Origin of the sequence: Castellaniella sp. (assembly GCF_034007085.1) — a bacterium.
GTDB lineage: Bacteria > Pseudomonadota > Gammaproteobacteria > Burkholderiales > Burkholderiaceae_B > Castellaniella.
The window spans coordinates 1-26,371 of record NZ_JAVERO010000021.1; the positions used below are offsets into that span (position 1 = coordinate 1).

Below are 26,371 nucleotides of genomic sequence, written 5' to 3' on the forward strand. Positions count from 1 at the left end.
GTCGTGCAGGTTCGCCAGGGCGCACGAGGCCGCCAGTTTCCATTCGAAACGCACGGCCAGGTACACCATGATGCCGACCACCACGAACAGCAGCGCCATCAGGCCGTTGTGCAGCAGTTCCTGACCGACCTGCGGCCCGACGAATTCCACCCGGCGCAGTTGCGCGTCGGGGTGCTGGGCCTGCAGGGCCGACAGCACGGCGCGGCTCTGGGCGGCGGTGTCTTCGTCGGGGCGAACCGGCAGGCGGATCATCACGTCCTGGGATGTGCCGAAGTTCTGCACCTGGAAATCGGTGTAGCCCAGCGCATCAATGGCCGTGCGGATTTCAGCCACCGGGGCGGACTGTTCGTAATGGACTTCCATGACTGTGCCGCCGGTGAATTCGATCGACAGATGGAAACCCCGGGTGGCGATGAAAAAGACGGCGGCCAGAAAGGTCAGCAGGCTGATGATGTTCAGGATCAGCGCATGCCGCATGAACGGGATGGTGCGATGGATGCGGAAAAATTCCATGATGAATCCTGATTAGTCCTGATTGGGTTTCCAGATCTGGCCGATGGAGATCGACTTGAGCTTGCGTTTGCGGCCGTAGTACAGATTGGCCAGGGCGCGCACGCCGACCACGGACGAGAACATCGAGGTCAGGATGCCGATGCAGTGCACCACGGCAAAGCCGCGCACCGGCCCGGTGCCGAAGGCCAGCAGCGCGACGCCCACGATCAGGCTGGTCAGGTTGGAGTCGAAAATGGTCGCCCAGGCACGATCGAAGCCCAGGTGGATGGCCTGCTGGGGCGGCAGCCCGGCGCGCAGTTCTTCGCGGATGCGTTCGTTGATCAGCACGTTGGCGTCAATGGCCATCCCCAGCGTCAGGGCGATGGCGGCGATGCCGGGCAGGGTCAGCGTGGCTTGCAGCATGGACAGCACCGCCAGCAGCAGCAACACGTTGAAGCTGAGTCCCAGTGTGGAGAACAGGCCAAACAGGTGGTAGTACAGGATGATGAAGATCGCGATGGCGGCAAAGCCGTACAGCGTCGAGTCGAAACCCTGTTTGATGTTGGCGGCGCCCAGGCTGGGGCCGATGGTGCGTTCTTCGATGATGTGCATGGGCGCAGCCAGAGAACCTGCGCGCAGCAGCAAGGCCACGTCGGCGGCTTCCTGGGCGGTCATGCTGCCGGAAATCTGCACCTGGCCGCCGGGGATTTCGGAACGGATGACCGGAGCGGTAACGACTTCGCCCTTGCCGTTTTCGAACAGCACGATGGCCATGCGCTTGCCGATGTTGTCGCGCGTGACGTCGCGGAAGATGCGGGCGCCCTTGGAATCCAGCGTCAGGTTGACCGTGGGCTGCTGGGTCTGCTGGTCGCGGCCGGGCTGGGCATCCTGCAGGTTCTCGCCCGTCAGGATCACCTGGCGGCGCAGCAGCAGCGGGCGGCCATCGCGGTCTGCGTAGCGCACCAGGCCGAAAGGCACGCGGCCCGAAGCCAGGGCCGCCGTGGCGGTGGGCGAATCGTCCACCATGTGGATTTCCAGGGTGGCGGTACGGCCCAGAATGTCCTTGGCCTTGGCGACGTCCTGGACGCCGGGCAATTGGACCACGATGCGATCGCTGCCCTGTTGCTGGATCACGGGTTCGGCCACGCCGAGTTCGTTGATCCGGTTGTGCAAGGTCTGGATATTCTGTTTCAGGGCATGGTTCTGAACCTGGGTGATGGCGGCCGGACTGAGCGTGCCGTCCACCAGCCACTGGTCGCCCGACTGGCTGGCCGTGAAGACCATTTCCGGCATGGCACGGCGCAGCGTGTCGACGGCTGCATCGCGATCAGTCTCGGTCGCAAAGGTTGCGCGCACGGATTGCTGGTTGCGCTCCACGTCCTCGACCCTGATCTTGGCGTCGCGCAGCGTGGTGCGGGCCTCGCCGGCCATGGAATCGTAGCGGCTGGTCAGGGCGCCTTGCATGTCCACCTGGAGCAGGAAGTGCACGCCGCCGCGCAGGTCCAGGCCCAGATACATGGGGTGGGCACCCAGGGCCGTCAGCCAGGTCGGAGACGCCGTCATCAGGTTCAGCGCAACCGTGTAATCGGGGTTCTGCGGGTCGGGGTTGAGCGCTTTTTCGAGCTGGTCCTTGGCCTTGAGCTGGGTGTCGGTGGAATCGAAGCGCAGCCGCACCGTGCCGACCGGGCCATTCATTTCGAAGGAACTGGCGGTCGGATTCAGCCCGGCTTGTTCCAGCACCCGTTCGGCCCGGGCCAGGGTGTCCTGATCGATCTTGACGGCCGTCTTGGCTCCTGCGATCTGGACCGCCGGCGATTCACCGTAGAGGTTGGGCAGCGTGTAGAGTACGCCGATCAGGACGGCGGCCAGAACGATGAGGTATTTCCAGAGAGGGTAGCGGTTCATGATCGGTCGAGTGAAGCGGGACTGGAGAGGCGGGGCGCCGGGGGCAGCGCCCACCGGGCGAATCAGAGCGACTTGATCGTTCCCTTGGGCAGCACGGCGGTCACGGCACTGCGTTGCACGATGGTTTCCACGGCCTTGTCGCCCGACTGGGCGATTTCGATGGTCAGATAGTTGTCGCTGACCTTGCTGATCTTGCCCAGCATGCCGCCCGACAGGATGATTTCGTCACCCTTGGCCAGGGCTTCGACCATTTTCTTGTGTTCTTTCTGACGCTTCATTTGCGGCCGGATCATCAGGAAATACAGAATGACGAACATCAGGATGATGGGCAGCATGCTCATCAGCGGGTTCGCTTCTGGGGCGGCTTGGGCCGGGATCAGGGTCAGGGTGTCAACGAGAGACATGGGGGCTCCTGGGGTCGGTGGGTTTTTGTGGCCGGACACGTGCAAGACATGTCTGGCCATGAATGAAATTAACTCTTGATTGTAGCGGGATATCTGCCGGATCGCGTGCCCGTGGCCTATTCGATGCCGCGCGCCCGGTCGCGGTGGAAGGCCTGGCGCCAGGACTCGAAACGGTGCTCTTCGATGGCCGTGCGCATGTCGCTCATCAGTTGCAGGTAGTAGTGCAGGTTGTGCAGGGTATTCAGGCGGGCGCCGGTGATTTCTCCGGCGCGTTGCAGGTGGTGCAGGTAAGCGCGCGAGAAATGCCGGCAGGTATGGCAGCCGCATTCCGGATCCAGCGGTCGGGTGTCATCGCGGTAGCGGGCATTGCGGATCTTGATGTCGCCATGGCGGGTGAACAGCCAGCCATTGCGCGCATTGCGGGTGGGCATGACGCAGTCGAACATGTCCACCCCCCGGCTCACGCCTTCGACCAGATCTTCGGGCGTGCCCACCCCCATCAGATAGCGCGGGGCCTGGGCGGGCATGCGCGGGGCCACGTGGGCCAGCACGCGCATCATGTCTTCCTTGGGTTCGCCCACTGACAGGCCGCCGATGGCGTAGCCTTCGAAGCCGATCTCGGTCAGGCCGGCCAGGGACTCATCGCGCAGATCCTCGTACATGCCGCCCTGGATGATGCCGAACAGGGCGTTTGGATTGCCCTGATCCAGGAAAGCCTGGCGGGATCGGCGCGCCCAGCGCAGCGACATGCGCATCGAGGCGGCGGCTTCTTCGTGGGTGGCGGGGCGGTCACCGATGCGGTAGGGCGTGCATTCGTCCAGCACCATGGCGATGTCCGAATTCAGGCTGCGCTGGATGCGCATCGATTCCTCGGGCGTCAGGAACAGGCGCGCGCCGTCGATGGGCGAAGCGAAGCGCACGCCTTCTTCGGTGATCTTGCGCATGCTGTCCAGGCTGAAGACCTGGAATCCCCCTGAATCCGTCAGGATTGGGCGGTTCCATTGCATGAAGCCGTGCAGGCCGCCGTGGCGGTCCAGGATGTCGGTGCCGGGACGCAGCCACAAGTGAAAGGTGTTGCCCAGCACGATCTGGGCGCCGATGTCCTCCAGTTCGTGTGGCAGCATGGCCTTGACGCTGCCATAGGTGCCTACGGGCATGAAGATCGGGGTCTGGACGACACCGTGGTTCAGCGTCAGGCGGCCGCGCCGGGCGGCGCCATCGGTGTGCAGCAGTTCGAATCGGAGTCCGGTCATGGCGTGTGTTGGTCGATCAGGACTGAGAGGAAATGAGGTTCCGGGGGGCTTCGATGAACATGGCATCACCATAGCTGAAGAATCGATAGCGCGATTGCACGGCGTGGGCATAGGCGCGGCGGATGGGGGCCATGCCCGCCAGGGCGGACACCAGCATCAGCAGTGTCGATTGCGGCAAGTGGAAATTGGTGATCAGGGCATCCACGTGCTCGAAGCGGTAGCCGGGCGTGATGAACAGCCGGGTGTCGCCTTCGCAGGCCCGTTGGCCGTCGCCGTCGCGGGCGGCGGCTTCCAGGGAGCGCACGCTGGTGGTGCCCACGGCCACCACGCGGCCGCTGCGTGCACGGGTTGCGCGGATGTGGTGCAGGGTTTCGGCTGGCACGGCATAGCGTTCCGCGTGCATGACGTGCTCGCTGATGCGTGCGACACGCACCGGCTGGAAGGTGCCCGCGCCGACGTGCAGGGTGACGAATGCGCGTTCCACGCCCAGCGCCTCCAGGCGGTCGAGCATGGCCTGGTCAAAATGCAGGCCGGCGGTCGGCGCGGCCACGGCACCCGGCTTGTCGGCATAGACGGTCTGGTAGCGCGCTTCGTCTTCGCCGTCGGCGCTGTGCGTGATGTAGGGCGGCAGGGGCACGCTGCCGTGCCGTTTCAGCAGTTCCAGCACGGGGGCCGGGAAGTCCAGTTCGAACAGCCCGTCCTGGCGGCCCAGGACTGTGACCTGGAAGGCGTCTTCGGCCAGGATCAGGCGCGTGCCTGGGCGCGGCGATTTGCTGGCGCGCACGTGCGCCAGCGCGCGTTGGGGGTCGGTGATGCGTTCGACCAGGACTTCGACCTGGCCGCCACTGTCCTTGCGCCCGCGCAGCCGGGCCTTGATGACGCGGGTGTCGTTGAAGACCAGCAGGTCGCCAGGGCGCAGCAGGCTGGGCAGATCGGTGAACTGCCGGTCGTGCAGGCCGCCGGCACTATCCAGATGCAACAGGCGGCTGGCGTCGCGCCGTTCGGCGGGGTGCTGGGCGATCAGTTCGGGGGGCAGTTCGTAGTCGAACTGGGCAATATCGAGGGAATCGGTCACGGGAGATCCGGGCGCCGATGAGGCCGCCCGGGGCAGGAAAGGGTCTGGGGGATGGAAATCGGGGGGTATTTTAGTCCGTTACGCTCCGGGGCCGATGCGTGCGCCTCCTGCGCGGGATCGCTGGCCCCCAGAGATTCAGGCGACCAGGCCTGGCAACCAGAGCGGCCGCTTTGGACTTTGGATTATGCTGGCGTTTTTTGATGCTGATTGGGGGGCGCATGCGATTGGCTGGATGGTGTGAACCGCAGGCAAGGTGGAATCGATTCAGGGCGGTTCTGGCGGCCTGCCTGCTCGCGGGGGTGTCTCTGGGGGCTGGTGCGCAGGCCCTGCCGCCAGAACTGCAAAGGGCCTGGCAGGCGACCCGGTTGCCGCTGTCATCGCTGTCGCTGGAAATCCGCGAGGCCGGTGGGCCGGTCATCGCCCGCATCCAGGCCGACCAACCCCGCAATCCGGCTTCGGTGATGAAAACCGTGACGACCTGGGCTGCGCTCTCGGCCCTGGGGCCGGACTACGTCTGGCGTACCCGCCTGCTGTCCGACCCGGGCGCCCGCGTGGACGAGCAGGGCACCCTGCAGGGCCCGCTGTATGTCCAGGCGGGCGGGGATCCCTGGTTTCGCCAGGAAGACCTTTGGAACCTGCTGCGGGAACTGCGCCTGCGCGGGGTGAAGAACCTGTCCGAGGTGGTCGTCGATCGCAGCCGCTTTGGTGATGTGGCCATTGACCCGGGCGATTTCGATGATGCGCCCGACCGCCCCTACAACGCCAGCCCTGACGCGATGATGGTCAATTTTGGCGCCACCCGGCTGGTGTTCCTGCCTGATGCCAGATCGCGCCAGTGGGTGCCGCTGCTCGATCCGCCGACCCGCAATGTGCGCGTCGAGGGCCGGCTCGAATGGCAGGATGGCACGTGCAAGGGCTCGCCGGTGGTGGCGGCCGATGTGCGCCCCGAAGGGCCCAGGTCCATTATTCATGTTGCCGGCAAGGCCGTCGGATCGTGTGGCGAGTTCAGCGTGTATCGCCTGGCTGGCAGCCAGGATGATCATTTCGAAGCGCTGTTCCGCCTGCTTTGGCGTGAATTGGGTGGCACGCTGGCGCGCGGCATCCGCGCCGGCCGCGTGCCCGCACGGGCCACGGCGCTGGCCTGGCACGACTCGCCCTCGTTGGCCGATGTGATTCGCCAGATCAACAAGCACAGCAACAACGTCATGGCCCGCATGACCCTGCTGACCCTGGGCGCGGAGCTGAACGGTCCGGGCGCCACGACCGACAGCGGCGGCCGGGCGGTTCGCCAGATCCTGAAGAACCAGGGGGTGGACACCACGGGCTGGACGCTGGACAACGGTTCGGGCCTGTCGCGCCAGGGCCGCGTCACGGCGCGTGGCCTGGCGCAGATGCTGGACGTGGCCTGGCGTTCGCCTCTGATGCCTGAGTTCGTTTCCTCGCTGGCGATTTCGGGGGTGGACGGCACCGTGCGCCGCCGCTTGCGTTCCGAGGACACGCGCGGTCAGGCCCACCTGAAGACCGGCACGCTGCGTGATTCGCGTGCGCTGGCCGGCTACGTGCGCGGCGCCAGCGGCAAGCGCTACATCCTGGTCAGCCTGGTCAATGACCCGGGCGCGGCCGCCGTGCGGCCATTCGACGATGCGCTCGTCGAATGGCTGGCGGCGCGCTGAACGGGCCGGGGACGCGGGGTTCGTTCCTGGCCGTTTCCCTGGCGCGGCGAGTTACACTGCATGCCACCCTGTCCTGAATGACCGAGCCGCCATGCCCATCCATGAAATCCGCCACCCCCTGATCCGCCACAAACTGGGCCTGATGCGGCGCGCGGACCTCAGCACCAAGAATTTCCGCGAAATGGCCCAGGAAATCGGCGCCCTGCTGACCTACGAGGCCACCAAGGATCTGCCGCTGGAACCCGTGCGCATCACTGGCTGGGCGGGCGAAATCGACGTCGAGAAACTGGCCGGTAAAAAAGTCACCGTGGTGCCGATCCTGCGTGCCGGCATCGGCATGCTCGACGGCGTGCTGACCCTGATTCCGGGCGCCAAGGTCAGTGCGGTCGGCATTGCCCGCAACGAGGAAACCCTGCAGGCCCAGCCGTATCTGGAAAAGCTGGTGGGTCAATTGGATCAGCGCCTGGCCTTGATCGTCGATCCCATGCTCGCCACGGGCGGTTCCATGGTGGCCACCATCGACATGCTCAAGCAGGCTGGCGCCCGCGTCGTGCGCGCGCTGGTGTTGGTGGCTGCGCCCGAGGGCATCGCCGCCGTCGAACGCGCCCACCCCGACGTACACATCTACACCGCGTCCATCGACGATCATCTGAACGAGAACGGCTACATCATTCCCGGCCTGGGCGATGCCGGGGATCGTATCTTTGGGACGCGGCAGAAGACGGATTGACGGCGGGATGGGCCGGTTGTACCGCTGCCGCATTGGTCTTGATTTCAGTCAGATTCCTCAAGTTTTGATACATCGGGTTTCCCCGGATCAGGTAGGATGAAAGTTCATCATTCCTTCTCACAGGAGCTGTCCATGGCCACTCGCAAGCAAATCGCCACGCAATCCGCAGGGGACGCGTTGATCGAGGATCTGAAGTCCAGCCTGGACCAGGCCGAAAAACTGCTGCGCGAGGCCGCCGACGCGACGGGGGAAAAGGCCGCCGATCTGCGCGCCCGGGCGCTGAAAGCGCTGGACCAGGGGCGCGAAGCCCTGTCCGAAACCCAGGCCAGCCTGGTGGAACAAGGGCGTAAGGTCGTACATGACACCGATGAATACGTCCAGTCCAATCCCTGGAAGGCCGTTGGGATCGCCGGGGTGGCCGGCCTGTTGCTGGGCGCGCTGCTGTCTCGCCGCTGATCTGGATGGGACCGATCGGTCGCGCGTTTTCCAGCCTGGCCGCCCAGCTGGCGGCCCTGGCCGGTACGCGCCTGGAATTGTTCAGCCTGGAAGCCCGGGACGCTGGCGAGCGTCTGTTGTGCCGCCTGGCGGCGCTGCTGGCGGCAGCCGTCTTTTTGTTGCTGGCCCTGCTGGTGGCCACACTGGCCCTGGCCCTGGTGTTCTGGCCGACTGAATACCGATTCCTGGCCCTGGGCCTGCTGGCGCTGGTGTACGCCGCGTTGGGCGTGGGCCTGGTCGGCTGGCTGGCCTGGCGCTTGAAACGCGATCCGGATCCGTTTGCCGTGACCGTCGAGGTGCTGCGCGAGGACGAGGCAGGACTCAGGGCCGTCCTTGCGGGCGTCCCTGAACCAGACGCATCGGAACAGTCTGCAGGCCGCGCCGTGGATGCCGGCATCGGGGGGGATTGATGAGCAGCGCACGTCTCGGCGATCGTCCTGGCCGCCCCAAGCAAGAATCCGCAGCGGACCGCCGCCTGCGCATCGAATTGCTGCGCATGCGCGCGGGCTACGAGCGCATGGCCGTGCGGCGCAGCGCGTGTCAGCTGGTGGACGAACTGCGGCCCGAATCCCTGGTGGCCCAGGTACGTGACCGGCTGGGCTCGGCCGGGTTGGGCTGGCTGGGCAGCGGGATTCAGATCCTGCGCCGCTATCCCGTGTTGTTGTCCGTGCTGACCTCGGTGGTCTCCAACCGCCAGCGGCGCGGCATGGCACTGAAGACGGCGCTGATTGCGGGCCTGGTGTGGTTGGGGAGGCGCCGGGGCCGCAACACCGGCGAGTGAGCGGTGGCGCCTGTTTGCCGCCGGGCCACCCTCAGGCCCGTCCTTTGGAAAGGAGCAGCGGGCTGCGCAACGCGGGGGGGCCGTATCTTTATAGCCCCAGATCCCCCCACATTTCGTCCACACGCTGTTTGACTGCGGGCGTCATCTGGATTGGCCGGCCCCATTCGCGCTGGGTTTCACCCGGCCATTTGTTGGTCGCGTCCAGCCCCATCTTGCCGCCCAGCCCGGATACGGGCGATGCGAAATCCAGGTAGTCGATCGGGGTGTGGTCCACCAGCAGCGTATCGCGCACCGGATCCATGCGTGTGGTCATGGCCCAGATGACCTCGGGCCATTGCCGGGGGTCGATGTCCTCGTCCACCACGACGATGAACTTGGTGTACATGAACTGGCGCAGCACGCTCCACAGGCCGAACAGGATGCGCTTGGCGTGGCCTGGGTACTGCTTGCGGATCGACACCACGGCCAGGCGATAGCTGCAGCCTTCGGGCGGCAGGTGGAAATCGACGATTTCCGGGAACTGGCGTTTGAGCAGGGGCACGAAGACTTCGTTCAGGGCCACGCCCAGCACGGCCGGTTCGTCGGGTGGCTTGCCGGTGTAGGTGCTGTGGTAGATGGGATTGCGCCGGTGGGTGATGCGGTCCACCGTGAAGACCGGGAACCAGTCCTGTTCGTTGTAGTAGCCGGTGTGGTCGCCGTAAGGGCCTTCCAGGGCCATCTCGTAGCCGGTGTCCGGCGGCGGGGTGACGCCTTCGGGCACATCGGGGCGCTGCGCGCGCGGATCGGTGGCCGGCAGGATGTGGCCTTCGAGAATGATCTCGGCATGGGCCGGCACCGACAGGCCGCTGCCCAGTGCGGGCGCGAGTTCGGTGCGCGAGCCGCGCAACAGGCCGGCGAACTGGTATTCCGACAGGCTGTCGGGAATCGGGGTGACGGCTGCCAGCGTGGTGGCGGGATCGGCGCCCAGCGCCACCGCAATTGGAAAAGGCTGGCCAGGGTGGGCCAGGGCGTGGTCGCGGAAATCCAGCGCGCCGCCGCGATGCGACAGCCAGCGCATGATGAGCTTGTTGCGGCCGATCAGTTGCTGGCGGTAGATACCCAGATTCTGGCGGCGCGCGCGCGGGCCGCGCGTGATCACCAGGCCCCAGGTCAGCAGCGGGGCCACATCGCCCGGCCAGCAGCTTTGCAGGGGCAGGGCGTTCAGATCCACGTCACCGGCTTCGAGGACGATTTCCTGGCAGGGCGGGGCGCGCATCTGCCGAGGGTTCATGTCCCACAGGGCTGATTTCAGCATGGAGACTTTGGACAGGGCGTCGCGCATGCCCTGGGGGGGCGTAGGCTCGCGCAGCGAAGCCAGCAGTTCGCCGGTGTCCCGCAGGGCGAACACGTCTTCTGCCCCCATGCCCCAGGCGACCCGTTTCGGCGTGCCGAACAGATTGGTCAGGACCGGCGTGCGGCAGGCCTGTCCGGCATGCAGCGGGTGCTCGAACAGCAGGGCAGGGCCGGCAGCCCGCAGGACCCGGTCGCTGATTTCGGTCATTTCCAGGGCGGTGGAAACGGGGTGTGTGATGCGTTTGAGCTGGCCCTGGCGTTCCAGTTGGGTGATGAAGTCCCGTAGGTCGCGGTATTTCACGGCGGTATCGTTGATCGGTTACAGTGGCGTCGTGGCCAAGATTACCATTCCTCCCGCCTGGACAGTTTCCGGAGGCGCCCATGCGGTCTGTTCCTGAGCAGTTGCGGCACGGTGTGCGCGCCGTGCTTCGGCCTGTGGGTGAATTCGTCCACGTCAGCGCCATCTACCTGGGCCTGGCTGTGCTGACCACCCTGGGCCTGAGCCTGGTGCTGCCTTCCATGCGGCAGCAATCCCAGCAGTTGCACGAAGTCGTCCTGGCGATGTTCCAGGCCGATGGGGGGGGCTATGCAGCCGATGACGAAGCTGAAGCGCCGGACTGGTCGTTGCCACAGGCGGCTCCCACGCCCAGCGATGGCGTTGCGTCAGCGGCCAGTCCGGATGACGCCGCTGCCGACGGGGCGGCTGTGGACCAGGCGGATCAGGATGGCGTATCAGGGCGCCTGACCTTTGCCAGCGCCCTGGCCGCCAGCCTGAGAGACCAGCCGATCCCGGGGGTGACCCAGGCCCAGGCGCATGCGCTGCGCAGCTACCTGGCGCGCAAATACCGCATTGCCAGCAGTGTGGCGGGCGCCCTGATCCGGACCACGTTCGAGGTCGGTCGCGAGCGGAAACTGGATCCGCAACTGTTGCTGGCGGTGATCGCCATCGAGTCGCGCTACAACCCCTTTGTCGAGAGTGCGGTCGGCGCGCAAGGGCTGATGCAGGTTATGACGCGGGTCCATCGGGACAAACTGCGACCCAGTGGTGGCGCAGCGGCGGTCTTCGATCCGGTCACCAACATCCGGGTTGGCGCGCAGATCCTGTCGGACTGCATCCGTCGGCGCGGCGGCCTGGAAGGTGGCCTGGCGTGCTATGTCGGCGCGACCGGGCCCAGTGACGGTGGCTATGGCGCCCGGGTGCTGGCCGAACGCCGGCGCATTGCCCTGGCCTCGGGGATCCCGCCCAGGAACTGAGCGCTGGTGGATGCCAGGGGCGGCGGGATCAGCGCTGTCCCAGGAATACGGCCATCCGGGCGACGGCCTCGCGCAGGCGGTCCAGGCTGGTGGCATAGGAAAAGCGGACCGTGCGCTGCGCATGGGCCTGGCCGAAATCCAGACCCGGCACGGCGGCGACTCCGGCCTCGTGCAGCAGGCGGTGGCAGAATTCCGTGCTGTCCATGCCCAGCCCGTGGATGTCGGAAAAAATGTAGAAAGCCCCGTCCGGGGCGGCGGGCACGTGCAGCCCCAGGCGCTCGAAGGCGGGCAGCAGGAAATCGCGCCGTTCCTTGAATGACAGGCGCCGGCGTTCGTAGACCTGCATGACTTCGGGCTCAAAGCAGCTGAGCGCCGCGTGCTGGGCCAGCGCCGGGGCGCAGATCGCCAGGCTGGCCGCCAGGCGTTCCAGGGCCGGCATCATGGATTTGGGCGCGATCAGCCAGCCCAGGCGCCAGCCAGTCATGTGGAAATATTTCGAGAAGCTGTTGATGACCACCAGGCCGTCGTCCAGCGTCAGGCCGCTTTGCGGCGGCGCATCGTAGGTCAGGCCCAGGTAGATCTCGTCCAGGATGACGAAACCGCCGCGCGCACGCACGGCATCGACCAGGGCGCGCAGGGCCTCGCGTGGCATGGATGTGCCGGTGGGGTTGCTGGGCGAGGCGATCAGCACGCCGCGCGTGGCCGGGCCCCAGTGCGCATCGATATCCTCTGGGCGCAGCTGGTAGCGGTGTTCGGCCGTGGTCGGCACCAGGCGTGTGATACCGCCCGCCGCTGTGATGAAATTGCGGTTGGCGGGGTAGGACGGGTCGGGCATCAGGACTTCGTCGCCTGGATCGACCAGGGCCATTGCAGCCAGCAACAGGGCGCCCGAAGCGCCTGATGTGATCAGGACGCAGGCCGGATCCACCGTTGCGCCGAAATGCGTGCCATAGTAGTGCGCGATGGCTTCGCGCAGGGCGGGAATGCCGGCCGGTGCGGTATAGCCGCTCAGGCCGGCGTCGGCTGCGCGGTTCAGGGTTTCGAGCACGCGCGCGGGGGCGGTGAAATCGGGTTCGCCGATTCCCAGGCTGATGATGTCATGGCCCTGGGCCGCGAGCGCCTGGGCCTGTTTCAGGACTTCCACGGCGTAGAATGGCACCGTGCGTTCGGTTCTGTCGGCCAGTCGGACCATCGTGCAACCTTGCAATGCTGTTCGGAAAGAAAGCCCGATTGTAGTCTCCCCGCTCATTGTCCCTGGAACCCTGCCATGCAGTCCCCTTCGCGCCGCGCTTTTCTGGTTGGCCGCCGCCCGGAACGATCTCCCTGGGACGCCTTCCTGGACCACCTGCGCCGCATCGCGCAGGGGACGGTGCATGATTTTTCCACCGAGGCCGGCTGCGCCCGACTGGTACCGGGGCACATGCAGGATGTCTACCATGCCCGGTCTCTGTGCATGGAACATGGCGTCACACTGGCTCTGGATGGCATCCCCTCGGCAGCGCGCCTGGAAGACAGCCCCGTGCTGTGGATCGAACCGGGTGCCGCCATGGCGCGCTGCGAGCGGCTGGGGCCGGGCGATCCGCGCTGGTTCGTGCAGCCCGGTTGTCTGGTCGGTGATTTGGAACAGGCTGGGCTGCCGCAGTTTCGCGATCAGCCGCCGCATTTGACGGTGGCGGCCTGGCTGGCCGACCGGCGTGGCTGCGATTGGGACTGCGGGGATACGGCGGCCAGCGGTCTGGTGCATGCACTGGTGTTGTTGGCCGACGGCACGCAGGCCAATCTGGGGGCGTTCGGGGTGGACAACCGCAAGCCGCTGGATAACGCTCGCATCCAGGGCCTGATCCCTCGGCTGTTCGAACTGGCTTCGGCGTCCGCCGCCCAGGGGTTGCAGGCCGATGGCCTGTGGAATGGGCGCTACCGCCTGGATGCCTTGCATCCGTCCGCTGGCGGCACTGTCAACCTGGCTCATCTGCTGCTGGGCCACGGGGGCGAACTGGGCTGGGTCGAATGGCTGGTGTTCGATGAGCGCATCGGGCAGCCCGTCGAGCGGTCTTACGATCTGCGCTACGGGCGCCGTGCGGATGCCGGTCGGTCGGTGGGGGAAACGGATCTTGCCGTGCGCGCCCTGTTCGATCCCGATGGCCTGTTTCCTGATCAGGGGCAGCAGTTCACCTGATGGCCGCCCGGGCGTGGATGTTGCGTCATCCAGGCGATACGTGCTGTGCCATACCGCGAGTGGGCGCAAGCAGCTAGAATGGTCGGCAGCACACCTCCCCCTTTGTTTTCATTACCCATCAAGGTTGCCTTACCATGGACGAATCCTTGCGCGCCGCAGCGCTCGAATATCATGAGCACGGCCGTCCCGGGAAAATCTCGGTTACCCCCACCAAACAGCTTTCCAATCAGCGGGATCTCGCACTGGCCTATTCCCCCGGGGTCGCCGCCGCCTGCGAAGCAATCGTTGCCGACAGCCACAATGCGTTCCGCTACACGGGTCGCGGCAATCTGGTCGGCGTCATTTCCAATGGCACGGCCGTGCTGGGCCTGGGCAATATCGGTCCGCTGGCCTCCAAGCCCGTCATGGAAGGCAAGGCCGTCCTATTCAAGAAATTCTCCGGTCTGGACGTTTTCGATATCGAGATCAACGAACAGGACCCGGACAAGCTGGTCGACATCATCGCGGGTCTGGAACCCACGTTCGGCGGCATCAACCTGGAAGACATCAAGGCGCCCGAATGTTTCTACGTCGAACAGAAATTGCGCGAGCGCATGAACATTCCTGTCTTTCACGACGACCAGCATGGCACGGCCATTTGCGTGACTGCGGCCTTCATCAACGGGCTGGAAGTGGTGGGCAAGGACATCGACAAGGTCCGGGTCGTGGTCTCGGGCGCCGGCGCGGCCGCCCTGGGCTGCCTGGAATTGATGATGGACATGGGCCTGCCGCAGGAGCACATCTGGGTGTCCGACATCGAAGGCGTGGTCTACGAAGGCCGCACGGTCCTGATGGACGAAAAAAAGGCCCGCTTCGCCCAGAAGACCGATGCCCGCACGCTGGATGACATCATCGGCGGCGCCGATGTGTTCCTGGGCTTGTCGGCCGGCGGGGTGCTCAAGCCCCCTATGGTCGAAAAAATGGCCGAACGCCCGCTGATTCTGGCGCTGGCCAATCCCAACCCCGAAATCCTGCCGGCCGATGCGCTGGCGGTCCGGCCCGATGCCGTGATCGCCACGGGGCGGTCCGATTTTCCCAACCAGGTCAACAACGTGCTGTGCTTCCCGTATATCTTCCGCGGGGCGCTGGACGTGGGGGCGACCACCATCACGCGCGGCATGGAAAAGGCCGCCGTCATGGCCATCTGCAAACTGGCGCGCGAAGAACAGAACGACATCGTGGCGGCCGCCTATGGCCTGTACGACGTGTCCTTCGGGCCCAGCTATTTCATTCCCAAGCCTTTCGATCCGCGCCTGATCGTGCGCATTTCCCCCGCCGTTGCGCAGGCCGCCATGGACGATGGCGTGGCCACCCGGCCATTGGCGGACATCGAAAGCTACGCCGACCAGCTGGAACAGTTCGTCTATCATTCCGGCGCCTTCATGAAGCCGCTGTTCTCGGCGGCGCGCGCCATGATCCGCGAAGGCGGCAAGGCGCGCATCGTCTTTGCCGAAGGCGAGGACGAACGCGTGCTGCGCGCGGTGCAGATCGTGGTGGACGAACGCCTGGCCAAGCCGATCCTGATCGGCCGGCCGGCCGTGCTGGCCGATCGCATCGAAAAATACGGTCTGCGCATCCGCCTGGGGGTCGATGTCGAGGTCACCAACCCCGAGCACGACGAACGCTTCCATCGGTACTGGACGACATACTGGGAACTGATGTGCCGCCGGGGCATCACCAAGGAAATGGCGCGTGTCGAGATGCGCCGCCGCCTGACCTTGATCGGCGCCATGATGGTGCATCTGGGCGATGCCGATGGCATGATCTGCGGCACGGTGGGGACCTACGGCAATCATCTGCGTTTCATCGACGAGGTGCTGGGGCTGCAACCCGGTGCCCGCACTTACGCGGCCATGAATATCCTGCTTCTGGAAGAACGCACCCTGGCGCTGGCGGACACGCACGTCAACGATAATCCCGACGCTGCCCAGATTGCCGAGATCACGCTGATGGCGGCAGCTGAAATGCGCCGTCTCAACATTGAACCCAAGGTCGCACTGCTGTCACGTTCCAATTTCGGCTCTGGCAGCTCATCGTCCGGCGAAAAAATGCGCGCAGCCATGGCCTTGGTGCGGGAACGCGACCCCAGCCTGGAGATCGACGGCGAAATGCACGGCGACTGCGCACTGGACCCGGCGCTGCGCGAACGCATCCTGCCGTCCACGACCTTGCATGGCGAGGCCAATCTGTTGATCTGCCCCAGCGTGGATGCCGGCAATATCGCCTACAACCTGCTCAAGACGGCGGCGGGCGGCAATGTGGCGGTCGGGCCGTTCCTGCTGGGCGCCAATGCTCCGGTGCATATCCTGACTTCCAGTTCCACCGTGCGCCGGATCGTCAACATGACCGCGCTGACCGTGGTCGATGCCAACAAGCCGCGCCACACCTGAACAGGCTCCGGACCGGTGGTCCGACGCCGGCGCGCTGCCCCGGGTGGGCCTGGTCCTGACCGGGGGCGGCGCGCGCGCCGCCTATCAGGTCGGCGTGCTGTCAGGCGTGCTGGAACTGCTGGACCCGGACCGTCGGCCCGGTTTCCGCAATCCCTTCGATATCGTGTGCGGGACCTCGGCCGGGGCCATCAATGCCGCCGCCCTGGCCTGCCGCGCCCATCAGCCGCATCGTGCAGTCGATCACCTGTCCGACCTGTGGCAGGCGCTGCGCACGCGGGACATCTATTACGCAGACGCCGCGCGGCTGATCCGTACCGGCCTGCAATGGCTGGGAATGCTGAGCCTGGGCTGGATCCGGCCACAGCTGTCTCGCTATGCGCCGCATTCCTTGCTGGACAATGAGCCCCTGGCAGGCCTGCTGTGCCGGACCCTCAATTTTGCCCGTCTGGAGACCAATCTGAATCGTGGCCACCTGAGTGCGCTGGCCATCACGGCGACGGCTTACACCACGGGTGAACATCTGACGTTCTATCAGGCCCGGCAAGCCATCCTGCCCTGGTCGCGCACCCTGCGGCGGGCCGTGGCATGTCCCATCGGAGTGGATCACTTGCTGGCCTCCAGCGCCATCCCCTTCGTCTTTCCCGCCCGCGCCATCCTGACCGGAGGACGCACGCTCTGGTGCGGGGATGGTTCCATGCGCCAGCTGGCCCCGATCAGCCCGGCCATTCACTTGGGGGCCGAACGCGTCTTTGTCATCGGTACCAACTACCGGGATGAAACCAGTCCCGATATCCGTGATCTGGACCCGCCTTACCCCAATCTGGCCCAGGTCGCGGGTCATACGCTGTCGAATATTTTTCTCGACGGCGTGTCCATGGACATGGAGCGCATGGAGCGGATCAATGAGCTGCTTGCGCAAATCCCGGCAAATCGTTTAAAAAGCGATTCACTGCGGCCCATCCATACTCTGATGATCGCGCCCAGCCGGTCCCTGGACGAACTGGCGTTGCAACATCTGGATGAGTTGCCGGGTGCCGTGCGCACGCTGTTTCGCGTGCTGGGTGTTTCGCCGCGCAGGATCGAGCCGGGCGGCGGTGCGCTGGCGTCCTATCTGTTGTTCGAGTCCGGCTACACCCGCAGCCTGATCGCGCTGGGCAGGGCAGACAGCCTGAATCAGGCTGAAAAGGTCATTGCTTTTTTCAAGGAGTGGTCCGCATGAGTCCGGCCCAGATCAAAAAAATGCTCACGCAAGGCGTCGTGGATGCCCGGGCAGTGAGTGAACAGGAAGCCCTTGCGGCTGCATCCGAGGCTGGCCTGGCAGCCTTTGTCGTCGATTGCGACCGGGCGCGCAACCGGTCGGCGGTGTTGCGGGCCGTGGTCAAGGCCATTGACTATCCGGAATATTTCGGCAGCAATCTGGATGCCCTGTACGACGGGCTGTGCGACACCCTGACGGACCAGAAAGAAGGCCTGTTCCTGTGGTTCCGGCACCTGCATTCCGGCGACCCTGTACTGGCGGACGAGGCCGGGGCCATCCAGGCCGTGTGCGATGACGTGGTCGAATTCGGCCGGAACAACGAACGCCGTTTTGCCTACGCCATCCAGCATGCCGGGGCGCATCCCGACCCTGAGCCAGGTGTCGAGCCCACACCGTATTCCGGCCGCGAGGAATCGTGATTCCATTCCTGCATCAGGGTAGACAAAACGGCGCCTCGGCGCCGTTTTGCATGTCCTGGGTGGCTACCAGTCCAGCAAGACCGTAGCCGCCGAAGCCAGCGCCAGTCCGGCGGTTTCGGTGCGCAGCACCCGGGGGCCAAAGCGCGTGCCGATCAGGCCCTTGCGCTGCGCCAGGGCCAGTTCATCCGGCGACCAGCCACCTTCGGGGCCGACCATCAGTGTCAGGCGGTCGTGCACATTGTCCAGGGCCATGCGGAAATCCAGGGGCCCTTCGGGGTGGCAGAACAACGCCGGGCCATGTACGGTGTCCAGGCAGTGTGCCAGGGGGGCGGGCGGGTGGACCACCATCAGCCGGTTGCGGCCGCATTGTTCACTGGCGGCCCGGACGATGGCGCGCCAATGGTCCAGGCGTTTTTCCAGGCGCGGGCCCGACAGACGCAGGACGCTGCGTTCGGCGGCGACGGGCCACAGTTCGGATATGCCCAGTTCGACGGCTTTTTCCACGACCCAGTCCATTTTGTCGCCCGAGGCCAGCCCCTGGATCAAGACCAGTTGCCCGCGCAGTTCGCAGTCGATGGCTGCGTGCGCGCCCAGTTCAGCCAGGGTGCGCCGGCCTTCGATGCGCAGCACGGCGGGGTACTGGCCCCCCAGGCCGTCGAACAGGACGATGGGGGTGCCGTCTGCGAGTCGCAGCACACGCTGTGCGTGATGTGCCAGCGCGGCGGGCAGTTCGATGCGTCCGCCTGCGGCCAGCGGAGTCTCGCAGAAAAAGCGGGGAGGCGGCATGGCAATGGGCATTCGTGCGGGTGCCGTGGACTATAAACCGAACCGGGCAGGATGGTAAAATCCCTGGCTTTGTGATTCTGTATGTGGTGAGGCCATGGCTTCGGCCGTGCGGCGCTTGCCCCCAAGACTCTATGAGCGCCCTGCCTGCCCCTGATCCTTCCATGGCCAATGTCATCCGTATCCTGGCCATGGACGCCGTGCAACAAGCCAATTCCGGGCATCCCGGCGCCCCCATGGGCATGGCCGACATTGCTCATGTGCTCTGGACGCGGCATCTGCGCCACAATCCGGCTGATCCAACCTGGATCGATCGGGACCGTTTCGTCTTGTCCAATGGTCACGGCTCGATGCTCATCTATGCCCTGTTGCACCTGACGGGCTACGATCTGCCCATGGATGAACTGCGCCGGTTCCGCCAGCTGCATTCACGTACGCCCGGCCACCCCGAAGTCGGCATCACGCCGGGGGTCGAGACCACCACCGGCCCGCTGGGTCAGGGCCTGGCCAACGCGGTCGGCATGGCGCTGGCTGAATCGCTGCTGGCGGGCGAATTCAACCGGCCGGGCCACGAACTGATCCGTCACGAAACCTATGCTTTTGTCGGCGACGGCTGTCTGATGGAAGGCATTTCCCACGAGGCCTGCTCGCTGGCCGGCACCCTGGGGCTGTCGCGCCTGATCGTGTTCTACGACGACAACGGGATTTCCATCGATGGCGAGGTCCGGGACTGGTTTGCCGACGACACCCCGGCCCGCTTCGAGGCCTATGGCTGGAACGTCCTGCGGGGGGTCGATGGCCATGACATGAACGCCATCGATGCCGCCATCGTCCAAGCGCGCGCGCATGCTGCGGCCGGCAGCGGGCCGACCCTGATCTGCTGCCGGACCGAAATCGGTCGCGGCGCGCCGACCAAGGCCGGCACCGAAAAAGTCCATGGCGCCCCCCTGGGTGCCGAAGAAATCGCCGCTGCGCGCAAGGCCATGGGCTGGAATCATCCGCCCTTTGAAATCCCCGGCGAAGTCTATCGCTATTGGGATGGCCGCACGCGCGGCGCGGACCTGCAAGCCGAATGGCAGTCGCGTTTCGACCGCTACGCCGAAGCCTATCCCGAACTGGCCGCCGAACTGTGCCGTCGCATGGCGGGTGAATTGCCGGCGGATTTTGCCGAACGCGCCCGGGCCCACGTCCTGTCCACCCAGGACAAGGCCGAATCCATTGCATCGCGCAAGGCCTCGCAGCAATCCATCGCCGCCTTTGCGGACATCCTGCCGGAACTCCTGGGCGGATCGGCCGACCTGACCGGATCCAATTTCACTGACTGGAAAGGGGTCGAGCCCGTGCGCCGCGCCCCGGGCGGCCCCAGGTCGGGGCGTCACATCAACTACGGCGTACGCGAATTCGGCATGGCGGCCGTCATGAACGGCATGGCCCTGCATGGCGGCTATCTGCCTTTCGGTGGCACCTTCCTGACTTTCTCGGACTATTCCCGCAATGCCTTGCGGATGGCCGCGCTGATGAAACAGCGCGTGGTGCATGTCTTCACCCATGACTCGATCGGGCTGGGCGAGGACGGCCCCACCCATCAGTCGATCGAACATGCAGGCAGCCTGCGCCTGATCCCCAACCTGCATGTCTGGCGGCCCTGCGACACGACCGAAACGGCCGTGGCCTGGCAGTGCGCCCTGGCGCGCCCTGCCAGCCTGGGCATGGCAGTCCGGGCTGGCGGTCCGTCGGCGCTGCTGTTGTCACGCCAGAACCTGCCTTTCGTGGCCCGCGATGCGGCCACGACCGATGCCATTGCCCGGGGCGGTTACGTCCTGCGCGATATGGTGGGTGCGCGCGCCGTGCTGATTGCCACGGGTTCCGAGGTCGAACTCGCCCTGCAGGCCCAGGATCTTCTGGCCGCGCGCGGCGTGGCCACCCGTGTCGTGTCCATGCCCTGCACACAGGTCTTCGATGCGCAGGACGCCGGTTGGCGCGCCGCAGTGCTGCCGGAATGTCTGCCGCGCGTCGCTGTCGAGGCGGGCGGCACGGCGACCTGGTACAAATACGTGGGCACGACGGGCGCCGTCGTGGGCATTGATACCTACGGCGAATCCGCGCCTGCGGGCGAGCTGTTCAAACATTTCGGACTGACGGCCGACCACGTGGCCGCCGCTGTCGAGCAGATTTTGTAAAGGAGCTCCCTCATGACCATCCGCGTCGCCATCAACGGTTACGGCCGCATCGGCCGCAACATCCTGCGTGCCCATTATGAAGACGGCAAGCAACACGACATCCAGATCGTTGCCATCAATGATCTGGGCGATCCCAAGACCAACGCCCACCTGACCCGCTATGACACTGCGCATGGCCGTTTCCCCGGCACGGTCGAGGTCGATGGTGACTACATGGTCGTCAACGGCGACCGCATCCGTGTGCTGGCCGACCGCGATCCGGCCAAATTGCCCTGGGGCGAACTGGGCGTGGACGTGGTGCTGGAATGCACTGGCTTTTTCACCTCCAAGGAAAAGGCCTCGGCCCACCTGAAGGGCGGCGCGAAAAAGGTCATCATTTCGGCTCCGGGTGGCAAGGACGTGGACGCCACCATCGTCTACGGCGTCAACCACCAGGTCCTGAAAGCTTCTGACACGGTCATCTCCAACGCTTCGTGCACGACCAACTGCCTGGCCCCGCTGGTCCACCCGCTGCATCAGAAACTGGGCATCGTCAACGGCCTGATGACGACGGTGCACGCCTATACCAATGACCAGGTGCTGACCGATGTCTACCATTCCGACCTGCGTCGCGCGCGTTCGGCCACGCACAGCATGATTCCCACCAAGACCGGCGCGGCTGCTGCGGTGGGTCTAGTGCTGCCCGAACTGAACGGCAAGCTGGACGGCTACGCAATCCGCGTGCCGACGATCAACGTGTCCATCGTCGATCTGTCGTTCGTGGCGGCGCGCGAGACCACGGTCGAGGAAGTCAACGGCATCCTCAAGGCCGCCTCCGAAGGCCCGCTCAAGGGCATTCTGGCCTACACCACCGAACCCCTGGTGTCGATCGACTTCAATCATGATCCGGCCTCCAGCACGGTGGACGCTGCGCTGACCAAGGTGTCCGGCTCCCTGGTCAAGGTGTCTTCCTGGTATGACAATGAATGGGGTTTTTCCAACCGCATGCTCGATACCACCGTGGCCCTGATGGCCGCGAAATAAGACCACGGCATCATCATGGCGCAGGGCGGGGCAACCCGCCCTCGTCATGTCCGGGGCGTGCGGCAGTGTCCGCGCCGCCTCGAACCCGACCCCAAGGATTGCTTCCATGACCATACAGACTCTTTCCGGCCTGGCGCGGGCTGGCGCCCTGCAGGGCAAGCGCGTCTTCATTCGTTCCGACCTGAACGTGCCCCTGGATCAGGGCCGTATCACCGAGGACACCCGTATCCGGGCGTCGGTGCCGGCGATCCAGCTGGCGCTGGATGCCGGCGCCGCCGTGATGGTGACTTCTCACCTGGGCCGCCCCAAGGAAGGCGTCGTGGGGCCGGATGACACCCTGCAGCCTGTCGCCCAGCGTCTGGCCGAACTGCTGGGGCGGCCGGTGCGGCTGCTCACGGACTGGGTGGGGGGCGTGGATGTGGCACCTGGCGAGGTCGTGCTGCTGGAAAACTGCCGCTGCAATCCCGGCGAAAAAAAGAACGACCCCGAATTGGCCCGCCGCATGGCCGCGTTGTGCGACGTCTACGTCAATGACGCGTTCGGCACGGCGCACCGCGCCGAGGCCACGACCGAAGGCATCGCCCGCCATGCGCCGGTCGCCTGCGCCGGACCGTTGCTGGAAGCCGAACTGGATGCCCTGGGCCGGGCGTTGCAATCGCCCCGCCGCCCCATGGCGGCCATCGTCGGCGGCTCCAAAGTGTCCACCAAGCTGTCCATCCTCCAGTCCCTGGCCGGCAAGGTTGATCAGTTGATCGTGGGCGGTGGCATTGCCAATACCTTCATGCTGGCCGCAGGCTTGCCCATCGGCAAATCGCTGGCCGAGCCCGATCAGGTCGATCAGGCCCGCGCCGTCATGGATGCCATGAAGGCGCGGGGTGTCGAAGTCCCCATTCCCGTGGACGTGGTGGTGGCAACGGCCTTTGTCGCCGATGCGCCGGCCACCGTCAAGGACGCGGCCGATGTCGGACCCGAGGACCTGATCCTGGACATCGGGCCGCGCACCGCCGCCGCCCTGGCCGATCAGCTGCGCCGCGCCGGCACCATCGTCTGGAACGGCCCGGTCGGGGTGTTTGAATTCGACGCCTTTGCCGGGGGCACCCGGGTCATCGCCCAGGCCATTGCGCAATCCGATGGCTTTTCCATTGCGGGGGGCGGCGATACCCTGGCGGCGATCGCCAAATTCGGCATCGCCGATCAGGTCGGCTACATCTCGACCGGCGGCGGCGCCTTTCTGGAATTCCTGGAAGGCAAGACCCTGCCAGCGGTTGCCGCCTTGCAGGCGCGTGGGGCCTGAATGGTCCAGTCGCCTGGGCTTTGACCTTGTTTGACGCGCCAGGTACTGAAACAGGCACGCCCGGTTGCTATCATTGGGTTTTACCTGAATCAGGGTTTACCTTATGAAAAAGCCCCTTGCCGTCGTCGTCCTGGCCCTGATGCTCGGCGCCTGTGCCCAGGCGCCGAGCGACTCTGCCCCTGGACACACGACCATGACTGCCAATCGCATTGCGCCCGTCCTGGATGGGATCTCACTGTCCGCCTACGATTGGCGCCTGGCCGAAGCCGTGGACCGCCAGGGCAAATCCATCGAGGCCCTGCGCGCGGGGCTGGAATTGCCCCTGAGACTGTCGTTTTCCGACACGTCGTTGAACGTGTCAGGGGGGTGCAATACCCAGTTCGGTGGCTATGCGCTTGAATCAGGCACCTTGCGGATCGAAGGCCTGGCCGCCACGATGAAGGCCTGCGCGCCGAAACTCATGCAGCTGGATGCTGCAATCTCCGCGCGCCTGAAAGGCAGCCTGGCCGCACAGGTCCAGGGTGGCGCGGACGCGCCCCGGTTGCGCCTGGCCACGGCGGGCGGGGACGTGCTGACCTTCGCGGGCGTGCCTACGCCCGAGACGCGTTACGGTGGCCCGGGCGAGATCGTGTTTCTGGAAATCGCGCCCGACCGCGTGGCCTGCAACCATCCTCTCATGCCGGATGGCTGGTGTCTGCGTGTGCGCGAGCGCCGCTATGATGCCGCAGGCGTGCTGCAGCCGCCTGCCACCGACTGGCAACCGCTGTACGAGCCGATCGAAGGTTATGAGCACCGGGATGGTGCGCATGCCATTTTGCGGGCCAAGCGGTTTACGGACCCGCATCCCCCGGCAGATCGTTCGTCCCGGGTCTACATTCTGGATCTGATCGTTCAGCGGTAAGGCGGATTGGGATCCATTCAAAAAATGAATGGTATGGATTTCAATATTTAATTGGCAAATATCACGGCCAGCCGTTAAGGTGGGGCATCCGTTTCCGGATCCCCCATTTCCGGCCGCCGTGCAGGGGGCCGCAACGCATGAACCGTGGAGTTTCCATGTCCAGGACCTACTATGCGCCGCATGGCGGCCACCCCCCGCAGACCGATCTGCTGACCGACCGCGCGATGTTCACCGAAGCCTACGCCGTCATCCCCAAAGGCGTGATCCGGGACATCGTCACCAGCCACCTGCCGTTCTGGGACCATACCCGGCTGTGGGTGCTGGCGCGTCCGCTGACCGGCTTTGCCGAAACCTTTGCCCAGTACATCGTCGAGGTCGGCGCGGGCGGCGGCAGCGAACGGCCTGAACAGGATCCCGAGGCCGAAGGCGTGCTGTTCGTCGTCGACGGCGAGATCGAACTGACCCTGGCGGGCACGAAACACGTCCTGAAGCCGGGCGGCTATGCTTTCATCCCGCCTGCCTCGGACTGGGCATTGCGCAACCGCAGCGGCGCAGCCGTCCGCTTTCACTGGATTCGCAAGCGTTACCAGGCCGTGGACGGCGTGCCGTATCCGGAAGCCTTCGTCACCAATGAGCAGGACATCGAGCCCATCGCCATGCCGGGCACCGAGGGCCGCTGGGCCACGACGCGTTTCGTGGACATGGCCGACATGCGCCACGACATGCACGTCAATATTGTCACTTTCCAGCCCGGCGGGATCATTCCGTTTGCTGAGACCCATGTGATGGAGCATGGCCTGTATGTGCTGGAAGGTCAGGCGGTCTACCGCCTGAATCAGGACTGGGTCGAGGTCCAGGCCGGGGATTTCATGTGGTTGCGCGCTTTCTGTCCACAGGCCTGCTATGCGGGTGGCCCTGGCCCCTTCCGTTACCTGCTGTACAAGGACGTCAACCGACATGCGCCCCTGACGCTGGGCGATCTGGGCCGGCGCTGATCGCGCCCGGTCACGAGCGGTTTGGCTCAAGCGCTTCGTTCGTCAGCATGTCGGCCAGGGCCTGTGCCAGGGCCCGGACGGTGGCATCTGCCATCGGACGGTGGAACAGGCCGATCTCGTAGTCGTTGATGGCCGGCAGGCCTTCGCGGGCGCCGAGGATGACATGGTCCTGCGTCACGGTCCGCAGGGGTAGCAGGCTGATGCCCAGGCCGGCGGCGACGGCGTTCTGGAGACCGTTCAGGCTGGAACAGGTATAGGCGATGCGCCAGCTGCGCCCCATGGCCTCGATGGCGCGGATGATGTCCTCTCGGTACAGCCCGCGGGGTGGGAAAGTCACCAGCGGCACCGGGTCGGCCTGGAAGCAGGGATGGCGGACGCTGTCGATCCAGGCCAGGGTTTCCGGCCTGCTGGCGACTGCGGCACGGCTGTGGTGGCGCTGTTTGGTCAGGATCAGGTCCAGTTCCCCCCGGTCGTAGCTGGCCACCAGCCCGGAACACAGGCCGCTGGTGATTTCCAGTTTGACCTGGGGGTGGCGCCGGCTGAAATCCGCCAGGACCTGGGTCGTGCGGCTGGCGACAAAGTCTTCGGGCACGCCCAGGCGCACGGTCAGGGCAACCGTGGCGCCCGCCATCATGTCCAGGATCTGGTCGTTCAGCATCAACAGTTGCCGGGCATGACCGAGCAGTGCCTGACCGGCATCGGTCAGCTGGATGGTGCGGCCGCTGCGATCCAGCAGGCGATGGCCGACCAAGTCTTCGAGTCGGCGGATTTTCTGGCTGACGGTGGACTGCGTGGAGTGCAGCCGGGCGGCGGCGGCCGTGAAGCCGCCAAAGTCGACCACGGCGACGATCGCCTTGAGCAGGTCCGGGTCAAGCAGCGGTCGTTGGGATCCATGGGGTTTCATGCCTGGATTATCCCGCATTGTGCGTGCGCCGTATCGATCGCTCGCCTGGTCTTCAGCGTCGCAACAGTCGCAGGCCATTGCCCACCACCAGCAGGCTGGCGCCCACGTCGGCGAACACCGCCATCCACAGGGTCCCCAGGCCAGCCACCGTCAGGCCCAGGAAGATCGCCTTGATGCCCAGGGCCATGACAATGTTCTGCACCAGGATCTGGTGGGTTGCCTGCGACAGGCGGATGAACCAGGGGATCTTGCGCAGATCGTCGTCCATCAGGGCGACATCGGCGGTTTCGATGGCGGCATCCGTGCCCATCGCGCCCATGGCGAAGCCCACGTCGGCGCGCGCCAGGGCGGGCGCATCGTTGATGCCGTCGCCCACCATGCCCACGGCAATGCCTGGCGCGGCCAGGCTGCCGACGATCCGCAGCTTGTCCTCGGGCAGCAGATCGCCTTCGGCGCGGTCGATGCCGGCCTGGGCGGCAATGGCCGCGACGGTGTATGGGTTGTCGCCCGACAGCATGGCGGTGCGCACGCCCAGCGCGTGCAGGTCCTGGATCGCGGTGGCGCTGTCGGGCTTGATCGTGTCGGCGACAGCGTAGATTGCCAGGGCGCGATGCG

Annotated in this window: 24 protein-coding genes and 1 pseudogene; 15 read left to right on the forward strand and 10 right to left on the reverse strand. The window is 65.6% G+C overall.

The features are described 5' to 3' along the window. The 5 genes and pseudogenes from RBR29_RS03590 to queA form a co-directional block, all read right to left on the reverse strand. Positions 1–513, reverse strand: a pseudogene (locus RBR29_RS03590) (protein translocase subunit SecF); the annotation flags it as partial. 12 nt (positions 514–525) lie between these two features. After that, positions 526–2,397 carry a protein translocase subunit SecD gene (gene secD, locus RBR29_RS03595; protein ID WP_320347323.1) on the reverse strand — a complete coding sequence of 624 codons (1,872 nt, stop codon included), beginning with the start codon at positions 2,395–2,397 and terminating at the stop codon, positions 526–528. 62 nt (positions 2,398–2,459) lie between these two features. Further along, on the reverse strand, positions 2,460–2,801 hold the full coding sequence (gene yajC / locus RBR29_RS03600; protein WP_320347325.1) for a preprotein translocase subunit YajC: 342 nt from the start codon (positions 2,799–2,801) through the stop codon (positions 2,460–2,462). A gap of 116 nt (positions 2,802–2,917) precedes the next feature. Further along, positions 2,918–4,054 (reverse strand): tRNA guanosine(34) transglycosylase Tgt, encoded by a 1,137-nt coding sequence (gene tgt, locus RBR29_RS03605; RefSeq protein WP_320347327.1) that lies wholly within the window; start codon positions 4,052–4,054, stop codon positions 2,918–2,920. A gap of 16 nt (positions 4,055–4,070) precedes the next feature. Next, positions 4,071–5,129: a tRNA preQ1(34) S-adenosylmethionine ribosyltransferase-isomerase QueA gene (gene queA, locus RBR29_RS03610; protein WP_320347329.1), complete on the reverse strand. Its 1,059-nt coding sequence runs from the start codon at positions 5,127–5,129 to the stop codon at positions 4,071–4,073. A gap of 218 nt (positions 5,130–5,347) precedes the next feature. Here queA and dacB point away from each other — a divergent pair, with 218 nt between their 5' ends. The 5 genes from dacB (at position 5,348) to RBR29_RS03635 (ending at position 8,808) form a co-directional block, all read left to right on the forward strand. After that, positions 5,348–6,802, forward strand: coding sequence for a D-alanyl-D-alanine carboxypeptidase/D-alanyl-D-alanine-endopeptidase (dacB, locus tag RBR29_RS03615; protein WP_320347331.1), 1,455 nt, complete (start codon positions 5,348–5,350; stop codon positions 6,800–6,802). Between the two features lie 91 nt (positions 6,803–6,893). After that, a complete protein-coding gene (gene upp, locus RBR29_RS03620) occupies positions 6,894–7,532 on the forward strand; it encodes a uracil phosphoribosyltransferase (protein WP_320347333.1) in 639 nt (212 codons plus the stop codon). 132 nt (positions 7,533–7,664) lie between these two features. Further along, positions 7,665–7,988 carry a DUF883 family protein gene (locus RBR29_RS03625; RefSeq protein WP_320347335.1) on the forward strand — a complete coding sequence of 108 codons (324 nt, stop codon included), beginning with the start codon at positions 7,665–7,667 and terminating at the stop codon, positions 7,986–7,988. A gap of 5 nt (positions 7,989–7,993) precedes the next feature. Beyond that, positions 7,994–8,437 (forward strand): phage holin family protein, encoded by a 444-nt coding sequence (locus tag RBR29_RS03630; protein WP_320347337.1) that lies wholly within the window; start codon positions 7,994–7,996, stop codon positions 8,435–8,437. Continuing rightward, on the forward strand, positions 8,437–8,808 hold the full coding sequence (locus RBR29_RS03635) for a hypothetical protein (RefSeq protein WP_320347339.1): 372 nt from the start codon (positions 8,437–8,439) through the stop codon (positions 8,806–8,808). Before RBR29_RS03630 ends, RBR29_RS03635 begins: the two co-directional genes overlap by 1 nt. Positions 8,809–8,896: 88 nt before the next feature. On the opposite strand, the gene ubiD is transcribed toward RBR29_RS03635, so the two are convergent. Continuing rightward, a complete protein-coding gene (ubiD, locus tag RBR29_RS03640) occupies positions 8,897–10,441 on the reverse strand; it encodes a 4-hydroxy-3-polyprenylbenzoate decarboxylase (protein WP_320347340.1) in 1,545 nt (514 codons plus the stop codon). 80 nt (positions 10,442–10,521) lie between these two features. Here ubiD and RBR29_RS03645 point away from each other — a divergent pair, with 80 nt between their 5' ends. Continuing rightward, positions 10,522–11,394, forward strand: a complete 873-nt coding sequence (locus tag RBR29_RS03645; RefSeq protein ID WP_320347342.1) for a lytic transglycosylase domain-containing protein — start codon at positions 10,522–10,524, stop codon at positions 11,392–11,394. Between the two features lie 28 nt (positions 11,395–11,422). Here the strand turns inward: RBR29_RS03645 and RBR29_RS03650 are convergent, their stop codons facing one another. Beyond that, complete coding sequence (locus tag RBR29_RS03650; protein WP_320347344.1) at positions 11,423–12,586, reverse strand: pyridoxal phosphate-dependent aminotransferase; 1,164 nt, start codon at positions 12,584–12,586, stop codon at positions 11,423–11,425. 75 nt (positions 12,587–12,661) lie between these two features. On the opposite strand from RBR29_RS03650, the gene RBR29_RS03655 reads away from it, so the two are divergent. The 4 genes from RBR29_RS03655 (at position 12,662) to RBR29_RS03670 (ending at position 17,676) form a co-directional block, all read left to right on the forward strand. After that, on the forward strand, positions 12,662–13,570 hold the full coding sequence (locus RBR29_RS03655) for a hypothetical protein (protein WP_320347345.1): 909 nt from the start codon (positions 12,662–12,664) through the stop codon (positions 13,568–13,570). Between the two features lie 134 nt (positions 13,571–13,704). Beyond that, complete coding sequence (locus RBR29_RS03660) at positions 13,705–15,999, forward strand: NADP-dependent malic enzyme (protein WP_320347347.1); 2,295 nt, start codon at positions 13,705–13,707, stop codon at positions 15,997–15,999. Beyond that, positions 15,974–17,218, forward strand: coding sequence for a patatin-like phospholipase family protein (locus RBR29_RS03665; RefSeq protein ID WP_320347349.1), 1,245 nt, complete (start codon positions 15,974–15,976; stop codon positions 17,216–17,218). Before RBR29_RS03660 ends, RBR29_RS03665 begins: the two co-directional genes overlap by 26 nt. After that, a complete protein-coding gene (locus RBR29_RS03670; RefSeq protein ID WP_320347351.1) occupies positions 17,215–17,676 on the forward strand; it encodes a barstar family protein in 462 nt (153 codons plus the stop codon). The genes RBR29_RS03665 and RBR29_RS03670 overlap by 4 nt, the downstream gene beginning before the upstream one ends. 63 nt (positions 17,677–17,739) lie before the next feature. Here the strand turns inward: RBR29_RS03670 and RBR29_RS03675 are convergent, their stop codons facing one another. Next, complete coding sequence (locus tag RBR29_RS03675) at positions 17,740–18,462, reverse strand: 16S rRNA (uracil(1498)-N(3))-methyltransferase (RefSeq protein WP_320347353.1); 723 nt, start codon at positions 18,460–18,462, stop codon at positions 17,740–17,742. A gap of 131 nt (positions 18,463–18,593) precedes the next feature. Between RBR29_RS03675 and tkt the strand changes: the two genes are divergently transcribed. From tkt to RBR29_RS03700, 5 genes are all read left to right on the forward strand, one after another. Continuing rightward, positions 18,594–20,639, forward strand: coding sequence for a transketolase (tkt, locus tag RBR29_RS03680; protein ID WP_320347354.1), 2,046 nt, complete (start codon positions 18,594–18,596; stop codon positions 20,637–20,639). A gap of 12 nt (positions 20,640–20,651) precedes the next feature. Next, a complete protein-coding gene (gap, locus tag RBR29_RS03685; RefSeq protein ID WP_320347356.1) occupies positions 20,652–21,662 on the forward strand; it encodes a type I glyceraldehyde-3-phosphate dehydrogenase in 1,011 nt (336 codons plus the stop codon). Positions 21,663–21,768: 106 nt separating this feature from the next. Then, positions 21,769–22,956 (forward strand): phosphoglycerate kinase, encoded by a 1,188-nt coding sequence (locus RBR29_RS03690; RefSeq protein WP_320347357.1) that lies wholly within the window; start codon positions 21,769–21,771, stop codon positions 22,954–22,956. A gap of 103 nt (positions 22,957–23,059) precedes the next feature. Then, positions 23,060–23,857, forward strand: a complete 798-nt coding sequence (locus tag RBR29_RS03695; RefSeq protein ID WP_320347358.1) for an META and DUF4377 domain-containing protein — start codon at positions 23,060–23,062, stop codon at positions 23,855–23,857. A 155-nt stretch (positions 23,858–24,012) separates the two neighbouring features. After that, the gene (locus tag RBR29_RS03700) at positions 24,013–24,852 is read left to right on the forward strand and encodes a bifunctional allantoicase/(S)-ureidoglycine aminohydrolase (protein WP_320347359.1); all 840 of its coding nucleotides are present in this window, start codon (positions 24,013–24,015) and stop codon (positions 24,850–24,852) included. 10 nt (positions 24,853–24,862) lie between these two features. On the opposite strand, the gene RBR29_RS03705 is transcribed toward RBR29_RS03700, so the two are convergent. Both RBR29_RS03705 and RBR29_RS03710 read right to left on the reverse strand, forming a co-directional pair. After that, on the reverse strand, positions 24,863–25,756 hold the full coding sequence (locus RBR29_RS03705; RefSeq protein WP_320347361.1) for a LysR substrate-binding domain-containing protein: 894 nt from the start codon (positions 25,754–25,756) through the stop codon (positions 24,863–24,865). Between the two features lie 52 nt (positions 25,757–25,808). Beyond that, the coding region (locus tag RBR29_RS03710; RefSeq protein WP_320347363.1) for an HAD-IC family P-type ATPase at positions 25,809–26,371 on the reverse strand (563 nt) is incomplete at its 5' end.